Genomic DNA, 17,882 nt, shown 5'->3' on the forward strand with positions numbered 1-17,882 from the left:
TTTCATGTCCCGCCGCCTTTTCGGCCGGTCCGCGCGCGTCGCGCTCGCCGGCATGTTTGCAACGCTGTCCTTTGCCGGCATCGCGCATGCCGCCGACTATCCCGCCCGTCCCATCAAGCTGGTGGTGCCTTTCGCCGCAGGCGGCTCGACCGATATCGTGGCCCGCCTGGTGGCGGAGTACGCCGGCCGCGACCTGAAGCAGACCATCGTGGTCGAGAACAAGGCCGGCGCGGGCGGTTCCATGGGCATGGAGCAGGTGGCGCGCGCCACGCCGGACGGCTACACGATCGGCATGGCGACGATGAGCACGCATGGCTCCAATCCCGCAGTGTTCCGCAAGATGAACTACGACCCGGTCAAGGACTTCACGCCCGTGGCCAACGTGCTGGCCGTGCCCAGCATCTTCGCGATCAATCCGAACGTCCCGGCCAAGAACATGGCCGAATTCGTCGCGCTGGCCAAGGGCGCGCCGGAGCGCTACAGCTTTGCGTCGCCGGGCGTGGGTTCGCTGGGCCACGTGAACATCGAGAACTTCATGATGCTGTCCGGCATCAAGCTGCTGCATGTGCCGTACCGCGGCGCCGGCCCGGCCCTGAACGACGTCATGGGCGGGCAGGTGGATGCGATCACCGACAACCTGTCGTCGACGCTGCCCCAGGTGCTTGGCGGCAAGCTGCGCCCGCTGGCCGTGCTGGGCGCCGAGCGTTCGCCTTTGCTGCCCGACGTGCCGACCTACATTGAGCTGGGCTATCCCGACATGGGCACCGGCGGCTGGTTCGGCCTGGTCGCGCCGGCCGGCACTCCGCCCGCGGTGGTGGAGCGGCTGAACAAGGCGGTCCGTGTGGCCATGGAGGATCCGGAATTCCGCAAGAAGGCCGAGGAGGTGGGTGGTACGCTGATGCCCACGACGCCGCAAGAATTCAAGGTGCAGATCGACCAGGCGCTGGCCCGCTACGCCAAAGTGGCCAAGACCGCCAATATCCAGGCTGACTGACGATGACGACCGCCGACTTTCCCGCTGTTTCCGTGCTTGAGCCCACCGGCCCGGCCTTGCCCCTGGTCTGTGATTCGCCGCATAGCGGCGAGCGCTATCCCCAGGACTTCGGCGCCGCCGCAACGCTGGCGCAATTGCGCCAGGGCGAGGACACGCATGTGGACGCGTTATGGTCGGCGGCGCCCGCGCTGGGCGCCACCCTGATCGCGGCGAACTTTCCGCGCGTGTACATTGATCCGAACCGCACGTTGCAGGACCTGGATCCGGAGCTGCTGGCCGAGCCGTGGCCGGAACCCCTGAATCCTGGCGAGAAGACCCGCCTGGGCAAGGGCCTGATCTGGCGCAGGATGGACAAAGCGACGCCGATCTATGACCGCAAGCTGACGCTGGCGCAAGTGCGGCACCGCATCCAGGCGTACTACCAGCCCTACCACGCGGCGCTGTCGCACGCGATCCGGCAGGTGGAGCAGCGCTTTGGCGCGGTCTGGCACCTTAACCTGCATTCCATGCCCAACGATGCCTACGACCGGCTGGGCGTGCGCAGCGAACATCCGCTGGCGGACTTCGTGCTGGGCGACCGCGATGGCACGACCTGCGAGCCGGAATTCATCGCGCTGATCGAGACGGCGCTGCGCGGCAAGGGTTACACCGTGGCGCGCAACGATCCCTACAAGGGCGTGCAGCTGATCGCGCAGATCGGCCAGCCGGCGCTGAACCGGCACAGCCTGCAGGTGGAGATCCGCCGCCCGTTGTACATGGACGAGGCGACGCGCGAGCGTAACGCGGGCTTCGATGCGTTGCGCGCGGATCTGGCGCAGGTGCTGGAGCAAGTGGCGGCCTACGTGCGCGCCCGCATGTCCGCGATGCCGTCGACAAAATAGAATCGCTTGCATACCCGCGTCTGCGGGGTTGGGAGAGGCGGTGCGGGCATTGATGCCAATCAATGCCCGCACCGCCTCTTGCGCTTAAGTTCTCGCGCAGTGGGCCGTTGTCATTCGTATCGGTGCGTGTGCCATCCGAACGCGCCCATAGGAAACCGGAATGCCCGAGAAGATCATCAACGGATTTTCAGTGGTCGCCTACGCGACGCAGCCTGAGGGGCGCATCCCCCCGCGGGCGTTTATCGAGACGCGACGCGTGCCGGCAAAGCGAGGCGCGGCGCAGGATGGCGCCGACGAGGGGGCGCAAGACAATGCGCAGGAACCCGAAGGCCAGGCATTTGAAATATTCCTGAGCCGGCGTTTCCGCAGCACGATTGAAGCCATGTCGGCTGCGCGCAACGCGCTGGACCGCATCAAGACTGTGGACGCGGACGGCGTGCCCGACCCGCTGCCGGAGTAGCGCGCACAGCGGATGCCGCTGCGGCGTCCGTTTCCATATTGTTATCCCAACTTTGTATTTGTCGAACGCCTGAGCGCAGGCCGATGATGCCGCATGGCAATCGTCGCCAGTCTGCTCAAAAGGAAGGTTGATGAATACGAAAGCTCATTCCGGCGCCGTCGCGGCGCGGGGTATTTCGCGCCGTGCGCTGTTGCGCGCGGCAGGCGCCGCGGGCCTGGTCGCGCCCCTGGGCATGCTGGGCTCGCGCGTGCTGGCGGCCGACGCCGCGCCGCGCGCGTTCAAGATCGCATGGAGCCAGACCGCGGTCTGCCAGTCGCCAGTGTCCGTGGCGCTGGAGCGCGGCTTCTTCGACAAATACAACCTCAAGGTCGAACGCATCAATTTCAGCGGGTCCACCGACCAGTTGCTGGAGGCGATTGCGACGGGCCACGCGGATGGCGGTATCGGCATGGCGCTGCGTTGGCTCAAGCCGCTGGAGCAGGGCTTCGACGTGAAGCTGGCCGTCGGCACGCACGGCGGCTGCATGCGGTTGCTGACCGCCGAGGATTCCCCCATCAAAAGCGTGAACGATCTGAAGGGACGCCGCGTGGCCGTTTCCGATCAGGCCAGTCCCGTGAAGAACTTCTTCGCGATCCGGGTGGCGCAACTGGGGATTGATCCGGAATCCGTGGACTGGCGCCAGTATCCGCAGGACCTGTTCGGCGAGGTGCTGAAAAAGGGCGAAGTGGATGTGATCGCCGGCGACGATCCGCTGATCTACACGCTGCGCGAAGACAACCGGCTGCGCGAGGTCGCCACCAACATCGAGGGCGACTATGAGAACCGCACCTGCTGCGTGCTGGGACTGCGCGGCGATCTGGTGCGCAAGGATCCCGAGTCGGCCGCAGCCATCACGCGCGCGGTGATCGACGCCCAGCGCTGGACCGCGTCCAATCCCGACGAGACCGCGCGCATCTTCGCGCCTTACGTGCCGGGCAAGGTGCCGGCCGAACGCGTGGCGGCGATCCTGCGCAGCCACAGCCATGGCCACGCCTCGACGGGATCGGCGCTGCGCGAGGAAATCGTGGGCTACGCGAAGGACCTGAAGACGATCAAGGTGCTCAGCGCAAACCTCGACATCAACAAGTACGCGCAAGCGGTGGTGCCCAATGTCCTCGGCTGACGCATTGCTCGCTGGCTCCGCGGACGCGACCCCGGCCGCCGTGCGCGGCTGGCGGCTTTGGAAGACGGGCGTTGCCGCCGCCGCGCTGTGGGCGGGCGTGGGCGGCGTGACGTTGGCCTGGCCGAATGTGGAGGTGGGCTTCACCTCGTGGGGCTACACGCGCGAGTTCGGCGTGGCGGCCCTGGCGCTGGCCATCCTGCTGTTGCTGGCGGCGGTGTCGGGCGCGGCGCAATCGCGTCCGGTGCGCGCGCTGCATCGGGCCGGCCCGTGGCTGCTGGCGTTGGCCTTGGCGGTGGGGGCATGGGAGATCGCGACGGCCAAGCTCGCGCTCCTGCCCAGCCCCTTCTTCGCGCCGCCGCAGTCGCTGATCGAGGTCTACGTATCGGACTACAAGCGCCTGGCCGACAGCCTGGTGAATTCGCTGTGGTTGCTGGCGAACGGCTTTCTGCTTGGCGCGGCGGCCGGCTTCCTGACGGGCGTGGCCATCGGCTGGTCCCGCGGACTGGGCTATTGGGTGCATCCGGTGCTGCGCTTCCTCGGGCCGGTGCCGTCCACGGCGCTGCTGCCGATGGCGTTCTTTTTCTTTCCGTCGAGCTGGTCGGCCGCCGTGTTCCTGATTGCGCTGGCCACATGGTTTCCGGTCACGGTGCTGACCTGGTCGGGCGTGGCCGGCGTGAATCGCGCGTACTACGACGTGGCGCGCACCATGGGCGCGAACGAATGGTTCCTGGTCCTGCGCGTGGCGATTCCGGCGGCCCTGCCGCAGGTCTTCGTCGGGCTGTTCATGGGCCTGGGCGCGTCATTCTCGGTGCTGGTCGCGGCGGAAATGATGGGCGTGAAATCCGGCCTGGGGTGGTATTTGTCCTGGGCCCAGGGCTGGGCTTCCTACGCCAACATGTACGGCGCGCTCATCGTCATGGCGCTGGTGTTCTCGGGACTGATCACCTTGCTCTTCCTGGGACGCGACCGGCTCCTGGCATGGCAGAAGGGAGTCGTGAAATGGTAGCCGCGACGTCGACCGATACGCCCGATGCGCGCGGCGCGGCGCTGGCCGTGCGCGGCGTGAACCATCATTTCGATCTGGACGGCGCAGCCCTGCCGGTGCTGGACGGCATCGACCTGGACGTGAAGCCGGGCGAGTTCGTGGCCCTGTTGGGGCCGAGCGGCTGCGGCAAGTCCACGCTGCTGCGGCTGGTGGCGGGACTGGAGCCGCCGGCCGCGGGCGATCTGCTGGCCGACGGCGCGCACATCGCGGGACCGTCGCCATCGCGCATTGTCGTGTTCCAGGATCCCACGCTGTATCCCTGGCGCACGGTGTGGAACAACGTCGCGCTGGGCCTGCAGGCGCGCGGGCTGCTGAAGACGCAGCGCCATCGGGTCGACGATGCGTTGCAGCGGGTGGGGCTGGCGGCCTTCGGCCAGGCCTATCCGCACCAGCTGTCGGGCGGCATGGCGCAACGCGCGGCGCTGGCCAGGGCGCTGGTCAACGATCCGCGAATCCTGATCCTGGACGAACCCCTGGGCAAGCTGGATTCGTTGACGCGGATCGCCATGCAGTCGGAACTGGTGGATCTCTGGCAGCGCACGGGCTTCACGGCCCTGCTGGTGACGCACGACGTCGAAGAAGCCCTGTTCATGGCGTCGCGCATTGTGGTGCTGAGCGAACGGCCCGCGCGGATCAAGGACGAGATCGTCAATGACCTGCCGTATCCGCGCCATCGCGGCGATCCGCGGCTGGCGGCGCTGCGGCACCGCGCGCTGGCCTTGCTGGGGCTGGATGCGACGTGGTAAGCGCGCAGTGGCTTGCGCTGGCCGCCGCCGCCGCGGGCGCTGCCATGATGGCGTGGGCGGGAGCGGCGGGACGGGTGCGCGGAGAAGGGGCCTTGCGCTTGCCGTGGCTGGCGGCGGGGGCGCTGGGCGCGTCCGCCGCGTTGCTGGCCCTGGGCTGGCGGACGGTGCAGGATCTGCCCGGTTTGCTCGGGTCCCGTGTGGGCCATCTGGCGCTGTCCATGTCCGGCATCCTGCTGCTGGCCGGCCTGGGCGCGGCCTGGCTGCATAGCCGGGCGCCAGCGGTAAGGGCGCGTGCGCTGCCGTCGTGGCGGCGCGGCGTCGCCCTTGCGATGGGGGCGCTGGCGCTGTTGGTGCTGATGCTGGCCTTGTCGGTGTGGCGGCAGCCGGAGAACGCGCTGGCGCTGGCGCGCTGGCCATTTGCCTGGCGCTACGATCCGGACCTGCCCGTCAGTCCGCATACGTGGAACCGGCTATGGCTGGCGTTGGCGCAGAGCGCCGCCGCGCTGGTCCTGCTGGTGTGCGCCCTGTTTGCGCGGCGCTGGCGCCTGGCGCTGCTGGCGGCGTCCGGAGCGCTGGCGCTGGCGACGAGCTGGCCGCAGCCCCGCCTGTTGCTGACCGAGGCGCACCCGATGTCGTATCAGCGGTCGCCGCTGTCATTTACAGATGCCAACGTCTTGCAGGGCGGGCGCCTGTACCGGCAGCACTGCGCGTCGTGCCATGGCGCGGCGGCGGATGGCCGCGGCGCGCGGGCGGCCGGCCTGCCCGCCTGGCCGAGCGTCCTGGGTGCGGCGCTTTTCGGCAATCGGCTGGATGGCGACATCTACTGGCGCGTGGCGCGGGACGGGCAGGCTTCCGGCGGGCCGGCGGAGCATGGGTTCGGCGCGGCGCTGCGGCCGGACGAAATCTGGCAGGTGCTGGACTTCCTGCGCCTGCAGGCTTACGGCGCCAGTGGCGGCGCAGGTATGCCGGCCGTTCCCGCGCCTGTCGTGGCGCTGGCTTGCCGGGATGGCCGGACGGCCCGGCTGGACGGACTGCGCGGCCTGCCGCTGCGGATCGTGGCGCACGCGCCGGGGGCGCCAGAAGAACCGCAGGATCCGCGTGTGCTGACGGTGGCGTTGACGCGGGGCCTGGAAGCAGACGTCAATGCCGATTGCGTGGCGACGGACGTCTTGGCCTGGGATGCGTACGCGCTGGCGGCCGGGACCTCGCCGGACGCTCTGGCCGGGGCCCAATTCATGGTCGATCGCCGCGGCTGGCTGCGGGCGCGCCGTCTGCCTGGGGCTGCGCCGGCGTGGACCAGTGCGGACAACGTCTGCGGACCGGCCGGTCGGATGGAAAGCACTTCCGCCCGCGGCCTGGGCGAGCTGTTATCGGCGATGGACAGTGCGCCCATCGCCGCGCCGGCAAGAATTCCTTAGAGATCGGGGCGGGACGGAGCCAAAGCCACGCCCCGCCGCGCTCAGAACGCCCAGCGCAAATTCACCGAAGCCGTCTGATCCCGATTGCCGCTTCCGAACTGCCCGGCATATGCGAGTCCCAGCGTCGCGGTACGCGAGATCCGCGCGTCGAAGCCGGCTTCCACCAGGGCCGCGTCGCGCGCGATGGGCGCGCCCGTCACGGTGAAAGAATCGCCTGCATCGAACGCAAGCCGGCTTTCGGGGCGCAGGTCGCCGAAGGCGTGGCGCCAGCTCAGGCCGCCCGACACGGCGCCCGCCAGGGCGCCCAGCGTGACGTCCTGGGTGGCGCGCAGGCCCAGCGTGGTGGTCGTCGTGTTGTTGCGGGTCGATTCGCCCGACAGCGCGGCGCTGCCGCCGGATTCGCTGAAGCCGCGCGTGCGCTGGCCGGCCCAGGCCACACCGGCGTAGGGTTCCAGCGTGAGGCCGCTCGCAATCCCGAACGCATAGCCCACTTCGGAGAACAGCTGCGTGGTGTTGCCGCCGTAGTCCGAATTCAGGGTTTGATCCAGGCCGCCGCCATTGATGCGGCGTTCGGTGGCGATGTCGTGCCAAGTGTACGAGGCGCCCGCCATCACATTGAGCTTGCCCGCGCCCAGCGCGATGGCCTTGCCGCCATAGATCACTGCGCTGTAGCTCGACACATCGGCCTTGCTGGCGAGATCGTCGACGCGCTGCTTCGAGTCCGTATAGCCGAGCGCGCCGCCCAGGCGCCAGCCATTGCCCACGCCATGGTCGGCGCCGACGAACACGCCGCCGGTGTGTTGACGCATAGCGGACGTGTCGCCGGTAGCGCCGATGCGCTGCCAGTTGCCGACGATCTGGGCCCAGGCCGGACGGGCGAGGGACGAGGGCAGGGCTGCCGCCGAGGGCGCGGCGTCGCTGCTGCCGGCGGCAGCCGTGGGGGCGCCCGGGGCGAAACCGGCATTCAGATTGCCGCGCAGCTGGTTGAGCGGCACGTTGCGCACGGTGGACGACAGACTCGACAGGCCCGAACTCACCCCCGCATGCATCTCGCCGGACAGGCCGGCGAAAAAGGCCTGCGGCGCGCCTTTCGGCAGGCCGATGGCGGCATCGTAGACGGCGTGGCCGGCGCGCAGGGTTTCGGCGGCGTCTGCGACCGCGCGGCCGTTGCTGCCGTTGACCAGGTCAGCGAAGCGGATCTTGGCGGGTGGGGCTACCGGCGCGACGGGCGGTGCGACGGGCGGGACCTCCGGGGTAACCGGCGGGATTTCCGGCGTGACCGGCGGGACTTCCGGGGTGACCGGCGGGACTTCCGGCGTGACCGGGGACGGCGCGCGCGTGACCATCAGGGTCACGTCGCGGTCGTCAGCGGAGTAGCTGAGCGTGGGCGTCAGGTAGGCCAGGTTGCTGGTGACGCCGGTGAAGCGGGTGCCGGTCAAGGTGCCGTCGGCGTGAAGAATGATCTGGCTGAACGTTTCGCTGTAGGCGCCCGGGGCCGCCTGGACGTCGACGCGGGCCTGGTTGACCACGGCATTTCCGGTGACGTTGAGGCGGTCGAAGGCGGCCGGCGTGGCGCGGACCTGGAACACGCCGTTCGCGCCGAGCGATACCGAACCGTCGACGGCGGCCGTTGCCGCGCTGCCAGTGCCGATTTGGAGCCGATTATCGGCGCCGTTGAAGATCACGTTGCCGCTCGTGATCGACGTCGGATGCAGTGTAAGGGTATTGCCCTGGCCATTGATCAGCACCGCTTCGTTGCGGTTGACGCCGTCGTTATTCAAACCGCCCGCAATGGTGCCGGCCTGAATGATGGTGCCGAGATCGCCGGTCACGCGCACGCCATTGCCACCGAGGCTCAGTAGGGTGCCTGTGCCGGCATTGCCGCCATGAATGATGCCAGCGTTGGTGACGGTGGCGCCGTTGCTGGTCACGACCAAGCCTGTGCCGCCGGAACCGCTGTATCCGAAGGTGGTCATTGCGCCGCCATCAGACCCCGTGCCCGCGGAACCGCCGCCGCCGCCCCAGATCTGGCCGCTATTGGTGAAGGCCATGTTGGCAACTGCCAATTCGGCACCGGTGCCGCCATTCCCGCCGCGTATCGACGTCGCGACGCCGGTGCTGGGAGGCGTTGAAAAGATCCAGGATACGCTTCCCCCCGCTCCGCCGCCGCCACCGACGATCAAGCCGGCATTGGAACTGGGCGTGCTTTGGGCAAAGGTCGCGCCTTTGCCGCCATTCCCCCCGGCGGCGACCGGGTTTCGTTCGGCGACGGCATAGACCATTCCGCCGCCTCCGCCCCCGCCGCCGATCCTGATGTCGGATGGTCCAAGGCTGACGAGAGTGGCTTCGCCGCTTTGGGCTCCATCACCGCCCGAGACGGGCGCATCGGCGTGCGGGATCGAGATGCCGGCCCCGGCCGTGCCATTCTCAGTGCCGGTCGAGCCGTTCATGCCAACGGTGCCGCCATCGCCGCTGAACAGGAACAGGGGGGCAGAACTGCCTCCGTTCGGCCCGCCACCCGCGCCGGCCGCGTAACTCGTTAGAGGAAGCAGGGTCAAGGCGGCTGCAAGCAGCGTGAGTTTGAATCCGGTCGGGCGGGTAGAGTTCATTGTGATTAGGGGCAGGGTCAGAAATGGACGGCAAAGCGGTCCGTGGCAGGTAGGTCAGTACGGGTAACGGAATGTGATTGCCGTTTCTTAACTGCAGCGAGCAATTGGGAGCGGAGCATATGAATCCGGGAAATCCCGATATTTCAAGGAGATAGTTCCCTGCCATTCCTTCCAGGCCGATCATTCTGGATCGCGCGCCCGCCGCCGGCCTGCATCGCGAGTAACAGGCGCGCAGCGAGCGTTTCGCACCATTTCCTTCTCAGCGAGGTCTGCAAGATGAGTACGTTGAACGAATACCTGGGTCAGAAGCGCGAGGCCGTGCTCCAGCGCAACGGACGCGATCCGCGCACGGTGGAGCCCGTAAAGCTGCGCGCGCAGGTGAGCGCCGAGGGCCGCAGCGGCGTGCGCCGCATCCGGATCCGGGACCATCAGGTGGTCAGCGACAGCCCCGCCGATTTCGCGGGATACGACCTGGGGCCGAGTTCGCCCGAGCTGCTGCTGGGATCGCTGGGCAGTTGCCTGACGCACATCTTCCTGATCAAGGCGGCCGAACTTGAGCTGCCGCTGGAGTCGCTGGAGGTGAGCATCGAAGGCGACCTGGATCCGCGCGGCGGCAAGCCGGGCTATGAAAAGGTGCCGTTCTTCCCGCACAACATTCGCTATACGGCGCACATCGTGTCGCCAGCGGATGAACACGCGGTGCGCGCGGTGCACGAGGCGGTGGAGCAGTGGTGCCCGATTCTGAACCTGCTCAAGCAACCGCAGGCCCTGGAGGGCAGCGTGCGGCACACGCGCTCGGCTGTCCGGTAAACGGGCGCGGCGCCGTCAGGTGAGGGTGCTGCGCATCAGGATTTCGGTCAGGGCGCGCGTGGGCTTGTTGGGCGCCGGGGCCGAGATGACGATGAATTCGACCTGTGGCAGGGCGGGCAGGAACGCCGCGCCCGCGGGCGCGGACAGCCCCGCCGTGGACAGGTGCGACGGCTGCACGGTGATGCCCAGGCCGGCGCGGGCGGCGGCCTGGCAGCCCGCGTAGCTGGTGCTGGTGCAGACGATCTGCCAGCTGCGGCCGGCGCGCGCCAGCGCATCAAGGGCCAGGGTGCGCGTCACGCTGGGCTCGCGCAGCAGGATCAGCGGCAGGGGCTCGTCGGGCGCGATGCGCAGCCCTTCCTTGGCCCGCCACAGCAGGGCTTCCTTGTGCAGGGTCTGGCCGCGCCGGTCGCCGCGGCGGCGCTTGCCGATCATTACATCCAGCCTGTCGTCGTCCAGCAGCTTGTAGAGCTCGCTGGTGACGCCGATGGTCAGGTCCAGTTCGACCTCGGGATGCGCCAGCCGGAATGCGGCCAGGACGTCGGGCAGCGGGCCCATCGCCAGGTCGTCGGATGTGCCCAGCCGGATGCGGCCGCGCAGGCGCGGGGCCTCGAACAGGCGTTCGGCCTTTTCGTGGGCGGCGAGGATGATTTCGGCGTGCACCAGCAAGCTGCGCCCGTCGCTGGTCAACGCCAGCGAATGCGTGTCGCGCTGGAAGAGGCGCCGGTTCACGGCCTGTTCCAGCTGGCGGATGTGTTCGCTGACGGTGGGCTGGGTCAGGCCCAGCCGGCGGGCGGCTTCGGTGAAGCTGGGCGCGGCGGCGGCCGCGGCGAAGGTCTTGAGCCACAAGGGGTTTAGCATGGCGCGTGCCAGTCATAGGATATTCCGATGACAGTTAAAGTAATCAGTGGCCTTCACGATGGCAAGGGGCGCGCCTATAGTTTGCGCAAATCCTTGGAACTTCCCTTGCCATGCGCCGCTTCCTGCCCGACCAGTTCACGCTCATCCTGATTGCCACCGTCGTCTTCGCCAGTTTTTTCCCCGCAGTGGGCAAGGGCGCTACGTTCATGATGGTGGCCAGCAATATCGCCATTTCGCTTCTTTTCTTTCTGCATGGCGCGCGGCTGTCCACGGACGCCATCGTGGCGGGCGTGAAGGATGTGCGGCTGCATGCGCTGATCCTGGCCTGCACCTTTCTCCTGTTTCCGGCGTTGGGCCTGGGCCTGCGGGCCTTGTTCCCGAACCTGCTGACGCCGTCGCTGTGGCTGGGCGTGCTGTTCGTCTGCACCCTGTCGTCCACCGTGCAGTCGTCGATCGCGTTCACGTCCATGGCGCGCGGCAATGTGCCGGGCGCGATCTGCGCCGCGACCGCCTCCAATCTGCTGGGCACGGTGCTGACGCCGCTGCTGGTGGCGGTGCTGCTGCATCGCCAGGGCGGCGGGCATGGCCTGGCCGATGCCGGCCGCATCCTGCTGCAGTTGCTGCTGCCGTTCGCGGTGGGCAGCCTGTTGCGGCCGTGGATCGGCGCCTGGGCGCAGCGCAACAGCCGCACCCTGTCCAAGGTCGACCGCAGCTCGATCCTGCTGGCGGTGTACACCGCGTTCAGCGAAGCAGTGGCGCAGGGCATCTGGCACGCGTTTCCGGCGATCGACCTGGCCACGATGGTGCTGGTGAACGCCTTGCTGCTGGGATCGGTGCTGTTGATCACGACCTGGGGCAGCCGCAAGCTGGGGCTGTCCAAGGAGAACGAGATCACGCTGGTGTTCTGCGGCTCGAAGAAGTCCCTGGCGTCTGGCATTCCGCTGGCCACGGTGCTGTTCGGCACGGCGCAGATGGGCGTGGTGGTGCTGCCGCTGATGATCTTCCACCAGATGCAGTTGATGGTGTGCGCGGTGCTGGCGCGGCGCTACGCGGAGCGCGAGGAACCGGCGGACGCGGTGCCGGCCAGGGCGTAGGTTCCCCGGGGCGGGTAGGTCCGCCCTTAGCCGGCGGCTTCCAGCGGGCGGATCTTGCCCGCAGGTTGCCAGTACACGCTGCCGTCGCGCTCTTCGACGGCCAGCGCCGTCAGGCGGCCGTTCTTACAGGGGCCGCCCACGCACAGTCCCGTGTCGGGCTGGTAGGTGGCGCCGTGGCGCGCGCACATGATCAGGTCGCCTGCACGGGTGAAGAAGCTGCCTTCCCAGTCAAGTTCGACGCCCACGTGGGCGCAGCGGTTCAGGTAGCCGTGCACGCGGTCCTGGTAGCGGACGAAGAAGGCGGTGGTCTGGCCGGCGCCGTCGGCCACGGGCACTTTCACGCCCAGGCCCCCGTTGACGAGATCGGCCGCGGCGCAAACGCGCACTTCGGGTAGGGAGGAGTCCTGCATGGGAAGCCTGCAAATCAAAGGTGGGATGTTCGGACAGGGGGCAGGGCTTGTCAATCCGCCGGCGCCGCCCGGGCGCTTTCCTGCTGGCGCGCCCACATGCCGGCGTAGATGCCGCGCTGGGCCAGCAGTTGCGGATGGCGGCCGCGCTCGACAATGCGGCCGTCGGCCAGCACGATGATCTCGTCGGCATCCGCCACGGTGGACAGGCGGTGGGCGATGATCAGCGTGCTCCGGCCTTGGCTGACTTCGCGCAGATTAGCCTGGATCTCGCGCTCGGTGTGGGTGTCCAGGGCGCTGGTGGCCTCGTCGAACAGGAAGATCGCCGGGTTCTTCAGGATCGTGCGGGCGATGGCTACGCGCTGCTTTTCGCCGCCCGACAGCTTCAGGCCGCGCTCGCCGACCATGGTCTGGTAGCCGTCGGGCATGGTCAGAATCAGGTCGTGGATGTGGGCCAGCCGGGCCGCCGCCTCGATTTCGGCATCGCTGGCGCCGGGGCGTCCGTAGCCGATGTTGTAGCGGATGGTGTCGTTGAACAGGACGGTGTCCTGGGGCACGACGCCGATCGCCGCGCGCACGCTGGCCTGCGTGACATCGCGCACGTCCTGCCCGTCGATCAGAATGGCGCCGCCGTCGGCATCGTAGAAGCGGAACAGCAGCCGGGCGATCGTCGACTTGCCGGCGCCCGACGTGCCGACCACCGCCACCGTCCTGCCGGCCGGAATGGAGAAGCTCACGCCTTTCAGGATGGGCCGGCGCGCGTCATAGCCGAAATGCACGCCGCGGAATTCGACTTCACCGCCCGCCACCCGCAGCGGCTGGGCGTCAGGGCGGTCCGCCACCTCGCGGTCCTGGCCCAGCAGTTCGAACATGCGTTCCATGTCGATCAGCGCCTGCTTGATCTCGCGATAGATGAACCCGAAGAAGCTGAGCGGGGTGTAGAGCTGCAGCAGGTAGGTGTTGACCAGGACGAAGTCCCCCAGCGTGTAGCGGCCTTCGGCGATGCCGGTCGCGGCCATCCACATCACCAGCGTCAGCCCGGCCGAGATGATGACGGCCTGGCCGATGTTCAGGATCGACAGGCTGACCTGGCTGCGCACGGCGGCGCGCTCGTAGCGCGTCAGGGACGCGTCGTAGCGCCGGGCCTCGTGCTCCTCGTTGCCGAAGTACTTGACGGTCTCGTAGTTCAGCAGGCTTTCGATGGCCTTGGTGTTGGCTTCGGAGTCGGTTTCGTTCATCTGGCGGCGGAACCGGGCGCGCCATTCCGTGACGATGAGCGTGTAGGCGATGTAAAGCGTGACGGTGGCGCCGGTGGCCAGCGCCAGCCAGCCGTCGAACATCTTCCACAGCACAATGCAGACCAGACCGATCTCGAAGAAGGTCGGCAGGATGTTGAAGAGCAGGAACGACAGCAAGGTCTGGATGCCCTTGGTGCCGCGTTCGATGGCGCGGTTCAGGCCGCCGGTCTGCCGCGCCAGGTGAAAGCGCAGCGCCAGGGAATGCAGGTGGCGGAATATCTGCAGCCCGACCGCGCGGATCGCGTGCTGGCCGACGCGCGCGAAGATGGCGTCGCGCAGTTCCGAGAACAGCAGCGACAGCACGCGGGCGGCGCCATAGGCCAGGATCAGCCCCAGCGGCACGGTCACGGCGCCGGGCGCGCCCTTGCCCAGTTCGTCGATCGCCCCTTTGTACAGCAAGGGCACATAGACCGTGGCCGCCTTAGCGGCGAACAGGCACAGCAGCGCGGCCACGACCCGCGCCTTCAGGCCGGTCCTGCCGGGCGGCCAGAGGTAGGGAAACAGGGTGCGAAGAGCGGATAGGCCGCCGCCCTTGCCGGGCCGCGCGTCGGGAGAATTCATGGTCGGATGCGATGGTTGAACCGGGCCCGCGCCGGAGGCATTAGGCCGTTTGGAGGGCATTATCGGGCACCAGCGGTAATATTTAAGGCATAACCCCAGGGATGGACCGGCGTCCGCCCCGGGGAATCGTGGAAGTTCCGCGGCACGGGCGCAGCGCGTCGGGCCCGTTCTTTTCTTCCAGCCAAGGGTTCCGTCCGGCTGCCCCCTTGGTTGCGCGAACAGGCGCGATTTCGCCGCGCCAGCGTCGTGTTGCTTGCTACGGAGGGTCTTATGGCGAAGGTACCCGCAGTGAAATTGAATGACGGAGGAAAAATCCCGCAGTTGGGCCTGGGCGTCTGGCAGGTGCCGGACGATCAGGCGGCCGCCAGCGTGAAGGAAGCGCTGGCCGCAGGTTACCGCTCGGTCGACACGGCGGCCATCTATGGCAACGAGAAGGGCGTGGGCGCGGGCCTGCGTGCAGCCGGCGTGGCGCGCAAGGATCTGTTCATCACGACCAAGCTCTGGAACGACAGGCACGGCTACGACGACGCGCACAAGGCGATGGACGCCAGCCTGGAAAATCTTGGCCTGGCCTATGTGGACCTGTACCTGATCCACTGGCCGGTAGCGGGCAGCGAGAAGTTCCTGGACGCGTGGCGGGCCATGGTCGAAATGAAGGAAGACGGCCGCGCGCGTTCGATCGGCGTGTCCAACTTCACGCAGGCGAACCTGGAACGCCTGATGGATGCGTCCGGCGTGACGCCCGCCGTCAACCAGATCGAACTGCATCCGGGCTTCACGCAGGCCGGACTGCGATCCTTCAATGCCCGGCACGGCATCGCGACGGAATCCTGGAGTCCCCTGGCGCAGGGCAACATCACCAAGGAAAAGGTCATCCTGGATCTGGCGCAGAAGCACGGCAAGTCGCCCGCCCAGGTGACGCTGCGCTGGCACCTGCAGAACGATCTGGTGGTGATTCCGAAGTCGGTGACGCCTGCCCGCATCCGCGAGAACATCGACGTGTTCGATTTCGAGTTGTCCAAAGAGGACATGGCCGCGATCGACGGGATCAAGGAAGGCGCGCGGCTGGGGCCAGACCCGGAGAAGTTCGGCGCGTAGCGCGCAAGGCCGGCTGCTGCCGCGGCGCGGGGGCGCGCGGCCAGCCGGAGGCTTTGCTTTGCGGGATTGCTAGTGCTTGAGCGGGAACGCCCAGTAGCGCACGATGACCACCAGCAGGATGGTCAGCGCGGTCCAGGACGCCCAGTGCCAGGCGCCGGTGCCGAGCAGCGCCGCCAGCAGCCCGAAGACGCTCAGCGCGCCCAGCAGCAGGGGGGCGCCCCAGACAAACAGGAAGCCCCGGCCGCTTTTGCTTTTTGCCTGGCTCATGCGGGATTCCTTTGCGGGGCGGCGGCGGCTTGGTGCTTTCTGATGAGTTCGTTGATGCGCGCTTCGGTGGCGCGGCGCCGCGCCAGCCACAGATAGAGTCCGCTGACCAGGACCACGATGGTGATCAGGTCCAGGAGGGCCCAGATGATCTTCAGCGGCAGGCCGCCGTAGTCGCCAAAATGCAGCGGGCGCGAGACTTCCAGCGCGGTCAGGTACCAGGGCATCCTGGCCACCGTCGTGAGTTCGCCGGTCCTGCCGTCCACGAGCACGGGCGTGTTCAGCTTGGACGTCAGGGGCGAGTCGCCGCGCATCCAGGCGATGTAGTGATGCGGGCTGCCGAAGGCGTTGCCGGGGAACGAGATGAACGAGACCTCGTTGCCGGGCATGGCTTTTCTGGCGGTGTCGGCGGCCAGTTGCGCCGAGGCCAGGTCGGACGGCACGGACTGGCCCTTGTAGGGTTCCAGGATGCGCGGCAGTTCAGTCGATTGCCACAGGCGGAAGAGCGGCGTCGACAGTTCGTTGATGACGCCGGTGAATCCCACCACGAATGCCCACACCAGCGTCACGATGCCCAGCAGGTTGTGCAGGTCCAGCCATTTGAGGCGGGTCGACCGGCTTGCCCGCACGGTGCCGAACTCCAGTTTCTTCATGAAGGGTCCGTACAGGACGACGCCCGACACAATGGCGACGCAGAACAGCAGGCCCATGAATCCCAGGAACAGCTCGCCGGCCAGGCCCGCGAACAGGTCCACATGCAGGGCCAGCATGATGCCCATGAAGGAAAATTTGTCTTCCGTGTAGAGCGGGCCGTCGAGCAGCACGTCGCCCGTCCGGGCGTCCATGCGCACGGCATGGCCGGAGACCTGGCCGTCGCCGGGCTTTTTCGCCATGCCCACGAACACCTGGGGCTCGTCGGGGTCGAAGAACAGGTAGTCGACGACTTCGCCGGGATACATCGCCCGGGCGCTGTCCACCAGCTTGTCCAGGTTGGCTGGCGGGGTGTTGGCGGGTACGTCCGACAGCGGCTTGGCGTCATCCAGCCAGTGCTCGATCTCGTGGTGGAACACGAGCGGCAGGCCGGTAAGACAGATGATGAGCAGAAAGATGGTGCAGACCAGGCTGGTCCATTTATGGACCAGATACCAGGTTTTGATAGTCGAGGCGGCTGTCATGGCGACGGCGGGAGAGCGGCTGGGCGCGTCTCCCTTCAGGGCAAGGCTGGGAAAGAAAAAACATTATCACGAACAAGACGGATTCTCGTAACGCTATTTGACCCTTCCGGCGTCGAGGCCTCCCGCGGGGACGGAGCAAAGCAGGTTAAAAAGAAGGGTCGTATTTTCCTTGTGGCAGTCCCGAATCATCATGGAGCAGCGTTTTCTGAAGGTCCCGCGCAATGAGTCCGGCCGCGATTTCGCGGTGGGGGACGTGCATGGGCATTTTTCCCGGCTGCAGCAGGCCCTGGACGAATTGGGGTTCGACCCCTTGCGCGACCGGCTGTTTTCCGTCGGCGACCTGGTCGACCGGGGGCCCGAAAGCGAGGCCGCGCTGGACTGGCTGGCGCGGCCCTGGTTTCACGCCGTCCAGGGCAACCACGAGGACTACGCGATCCGCCACGTGCGCACCGGCAAGGTGGACGTGATGAACTGGCGCGGCTACGGCGGCGGCTGGTTCCTGGACCTGCCTGCCGAGCGCCAGGAGGTCTTTGCCGAAGCCTTCACGAAGCTGCCCATCGCCATCGAGGTCGAAACCTCGGCGGGCGCGGTGGGGCTGCTGCACGCCGATTGCCCGGTGCTGTTCTGGCCGCGACTGGAATCCGCCCTGCAGGACCGCTACAAGCGCACCAGCGCCGCCTGCCAGTGGTCGCGCGACCGCCTGCGGCAGATGGACCGCACCGGCATCCTGGGCGTGCGCGCGGTGGTGGCGGGACATACGCCGGTGGCGTCGCCCCTGGCGCTGGGCAACGTCTACCACATTGATACCGAGGGCTGGAACGAAGGCTACTTCACGTTCCTGGATCTTGAATCGCTGCAGGCGTGGCCGCGCGAGGTCGTGACCGAGACGGCCGCCGCCGGATAGGACGGGCGGGCGGAATGCGAAACGGGCGCCTTGCGGCGCCCGTTCTGCGTTCTGCGCGTTGGCTACAGCGGCCGGGCGGCTACGGCGCCGGGGCTGTT

General features: G+C 67.8%; 17 protein-coding genes. 11 read left to right on the forward strand and 6 right to left on the reverse strand.

Translation table 11 applies throughout. The features are described from left to right. Positions 1 to 4 precede the first annotated feature (4 nt). From KYC_RS06075 to KYC_RS06105, 7 genes are all read left to right on the forward strand, one after another. The gene (locus tag KYC_RS06075) at positions 5 to 994 is read left to right on the forward strand and encodes a Bug family tripartite tricarboxylate transporter substrate binding protein (RefSeq protein WP_008159943.1); all 990 of its coding nucleotides are present in this window, start codon (positions 5 to 7) and stop codon (positions 992 to 994) included. A gap of 2 nt (positions 995 to 996) precedes the next feature. After that, complete coding sequence (locus tag KYC_RS06080; protein ID WP_008159945.1) at positions 997 to 1,875, forward strand: N-formylglutamate amidohydrolase; 879 nt, start codon at positions 997 to 999, stop codon at positions 1,873 to 1,875. Positions 1,876 to 2,035: 160 nt separating this feature from the next. Continuing rightward, a complete protein-coding gene (locus KYC_RS06085; RefSeq protein WP_008159946.1) occupies positions 2,036 to 2,335 on the forward strand; it encodes a hypothetical protein in 300 nt (99 codons plus the stop codon). A gap of 130 nt (positions 2,336 to 2,465) precedes the next feature. Next, positions 2,466 to 3,497, forward strand: a complete 1,032-nt coding sequence (locus KYC_RS06090; RefSeq protein ID WP_008159948.1) for an ABC transporter substrate-binding protein — start codon at positions 2,466 to 2,468, stop codon at positions 3,495 to 3,497. After that, a complete protein-coding gene (locus KYC_RS06095) occupies positions 3,484 to 4,503 on the forward strand; it encodes an ABC transporter permease (RefSeq protein WP_008159951.1) in 1,020 nt (339 codons plus the stop codon). Before KYC_RS06090 ends, KYC_RS06095 begins: the two co-directional genes overlap by 14 nt. Beyond that, positions 4,497 to 5,288, forward strand: coding sequence for an ABC transporter ATP-binding protein (locus tag KYC_RS06100; protein WP_008159954.1), 792 nt, complete (start codon positions 4,497 to 4,499; stop codon positions 5,286 to 5,288). Before KYC_RS06095 ends, KYC_RS06100 begins: the two co-directional genes overlap by 7 nt. Continuing rightward, a complete protein-coding gene (locus KYC_RS06105; protein WP_008159956.1) occupies positions 5,282 to 6,706 on the forward strand; it encodes a c-type cytochrome in 1,425 nt (474 codons plus the stop codon). Before KYC_RS06100 ends, KYC_RS06105 begins: the two co-directional genes overlap by 7 nt. A gap of 41 nt (positions 6,707 to 6,747) precedes the next feature. On the opposite strand, the gene KYC_RS06110 is transcribed toward KYC_RS06105, so the two are convergent. Continuing rightward, positions 6,748 to 9,264, reverse strand: coding sequence for an autotransporter family protein (locus KYC_RS06110; protein WP_238531892.1), 2,517 nt, complete (start codon positions 9,262 to 9,264; stop codon positions 6,748 to 6,750). A 327-nt stretch (positions 9,265 to 9,591) separates the two neighbouring features. Between KYC_RS06110 and KYC_RS06115 the strand changes: the two genes are divergently transcribed. Next, a complete protein-coding gene (locus tag KYC_RS06115; protein ID WP_043517695.1) occupies positions 9,592 to 10,125 on the forward strand; it encodes an OsmC family protein in 534 nt (177 codons plus the stop codon). Positions 10,126 to 10,140: 15 nt separating this feature from the next. Here KYC_RS06115 and KYC_RS06120 read toward each other — a convergent pair whose 3' ends face one another. After that, the gene (locus KYC_RS06120) at positions 10,141 to 10,983 is read right to left on the reverse strand and encodes a LysR substrate-binding domain-containing protein (RefSeq protein WP_008159962.1); all 843 of its coding nucleotides are present in this window, start codon (positions 10,981 to 10,983) and stop codon (positions 10,141 to 10,143) included. 110 nt (positions 10,984 to 11,093) lie between these two features. Between KYC_RS06120 and KYC_RS06125 the strand changes: the two genes are divergently transcribed. Beyond that, positions 11,094 to 12,077, forward strand: coding sequence for a bile acid:sodium symporter family protein (locus KYC_RS06125; RefSeq protein ID WP_008159964.1), 984 nt, complete (start codon positions 11,094 to 11,096; stop codon positions 12,075 to 12,077). 26 nt (positions 12,078 to 12,103) lie between these two features. Here the strand turns inward: KYC_RS06125 and KYC_RS06130 are convergent, their stop codons facing one another. Both KYC_RS06130 and KYC_RS06135 read right to left on the reverse strand, forming a co-directional pair. Continuing rightward, entirely contained in the window at positions 12,104 to 12,487 is a 384-nt protein-coding gene (locus tag KYC_RS06130) for a Rieske (2Fe-2S) protein (RefSeq protein WP_008159965.1), read from the reverse strand. 50 nt (positions 12,488 to 12,537) lie between these two features. After that, positions 12,538 to 14,343, reverse strand: a complete 1,806-nt coding sequence (locus KYC_RS06135; protein WP_008159967.1) for an ABCB family ABC transporter ATP-binding protein/permease — start codon at positions 14,341 to 14,343, stop codon at positions 12,538 to 12,540. Between the two features lie 270 nt (positions 14,344 to 14,613). Between KYC_RS06135 and KYC_RS06140 the strand changes: the two genes are divergently transcribed. Then, complete coding sequence (locus tag KYC_RS06140) at positions 14,614 to 15,441, forward strand: aldo/keto reductase (protein WP_043517697.1); 828 nt, start codon at positions 14,614 to 14,616, stop codon at positions 15,439 to 15,441. A gap of 69 nt (positions 15,442 to 15,510) precedes the next feature. Here KYC_RS06140 and KYC_RS06145 read toward each other — a convergent pair whose 3' ends face one another. Further along, a complete protein-coding gene (locus KYC_RS06145; RefSeq protein WP_008159971.1) occupies positions 15,511 to 15,708 on the reverse strand; it encodes a hypothetical protein in 198 nt (65 codons plus the stop codon). Further along, a complete protein-coding gene (locus tag KYC_RS06150) occupies positions 15,705 to 16,880 on the reverse strand; it encodes a PepSY-associated TM helix domain-containing protein (RefSeq protein WP_008159973.1) in 1,176 nt (391 codons plus the stop codon). The genes KYC_RS06145 and KYC_RS06150 overlap by 4 nt, the downstream gene beginning before the upstream one ends. Positions 16,881 to 17,070: 190 nt before the next feature. Here KYC_RS06150 and KYC_RS06155 point away from each other — a divergent pair, with 190 nt between their 5' ends. Further along, a complete protein-coding gene (locus KYC_RS06155; RefSeq protein WP_043517712.1) occupies positions 17,071 to 17,784 on the forward strand; it encodes a metallophosphoesterase in 714 nt (237 codons plus the stop codon). Positions 17,785 to 17,882 lie beyond the last annotated feature (98 nt).

This window comes from Achromobacter arsenitoxydans SY8, assembly GCF_000236785.1.
GTDB classification, from domain to species: Bacteria; Pseudomonadota; Gammaproteobacteria; order Burkholderiales; family Burkholderiaceae_B; genus Achromobacter; species Achromobacter arsenitoxydans.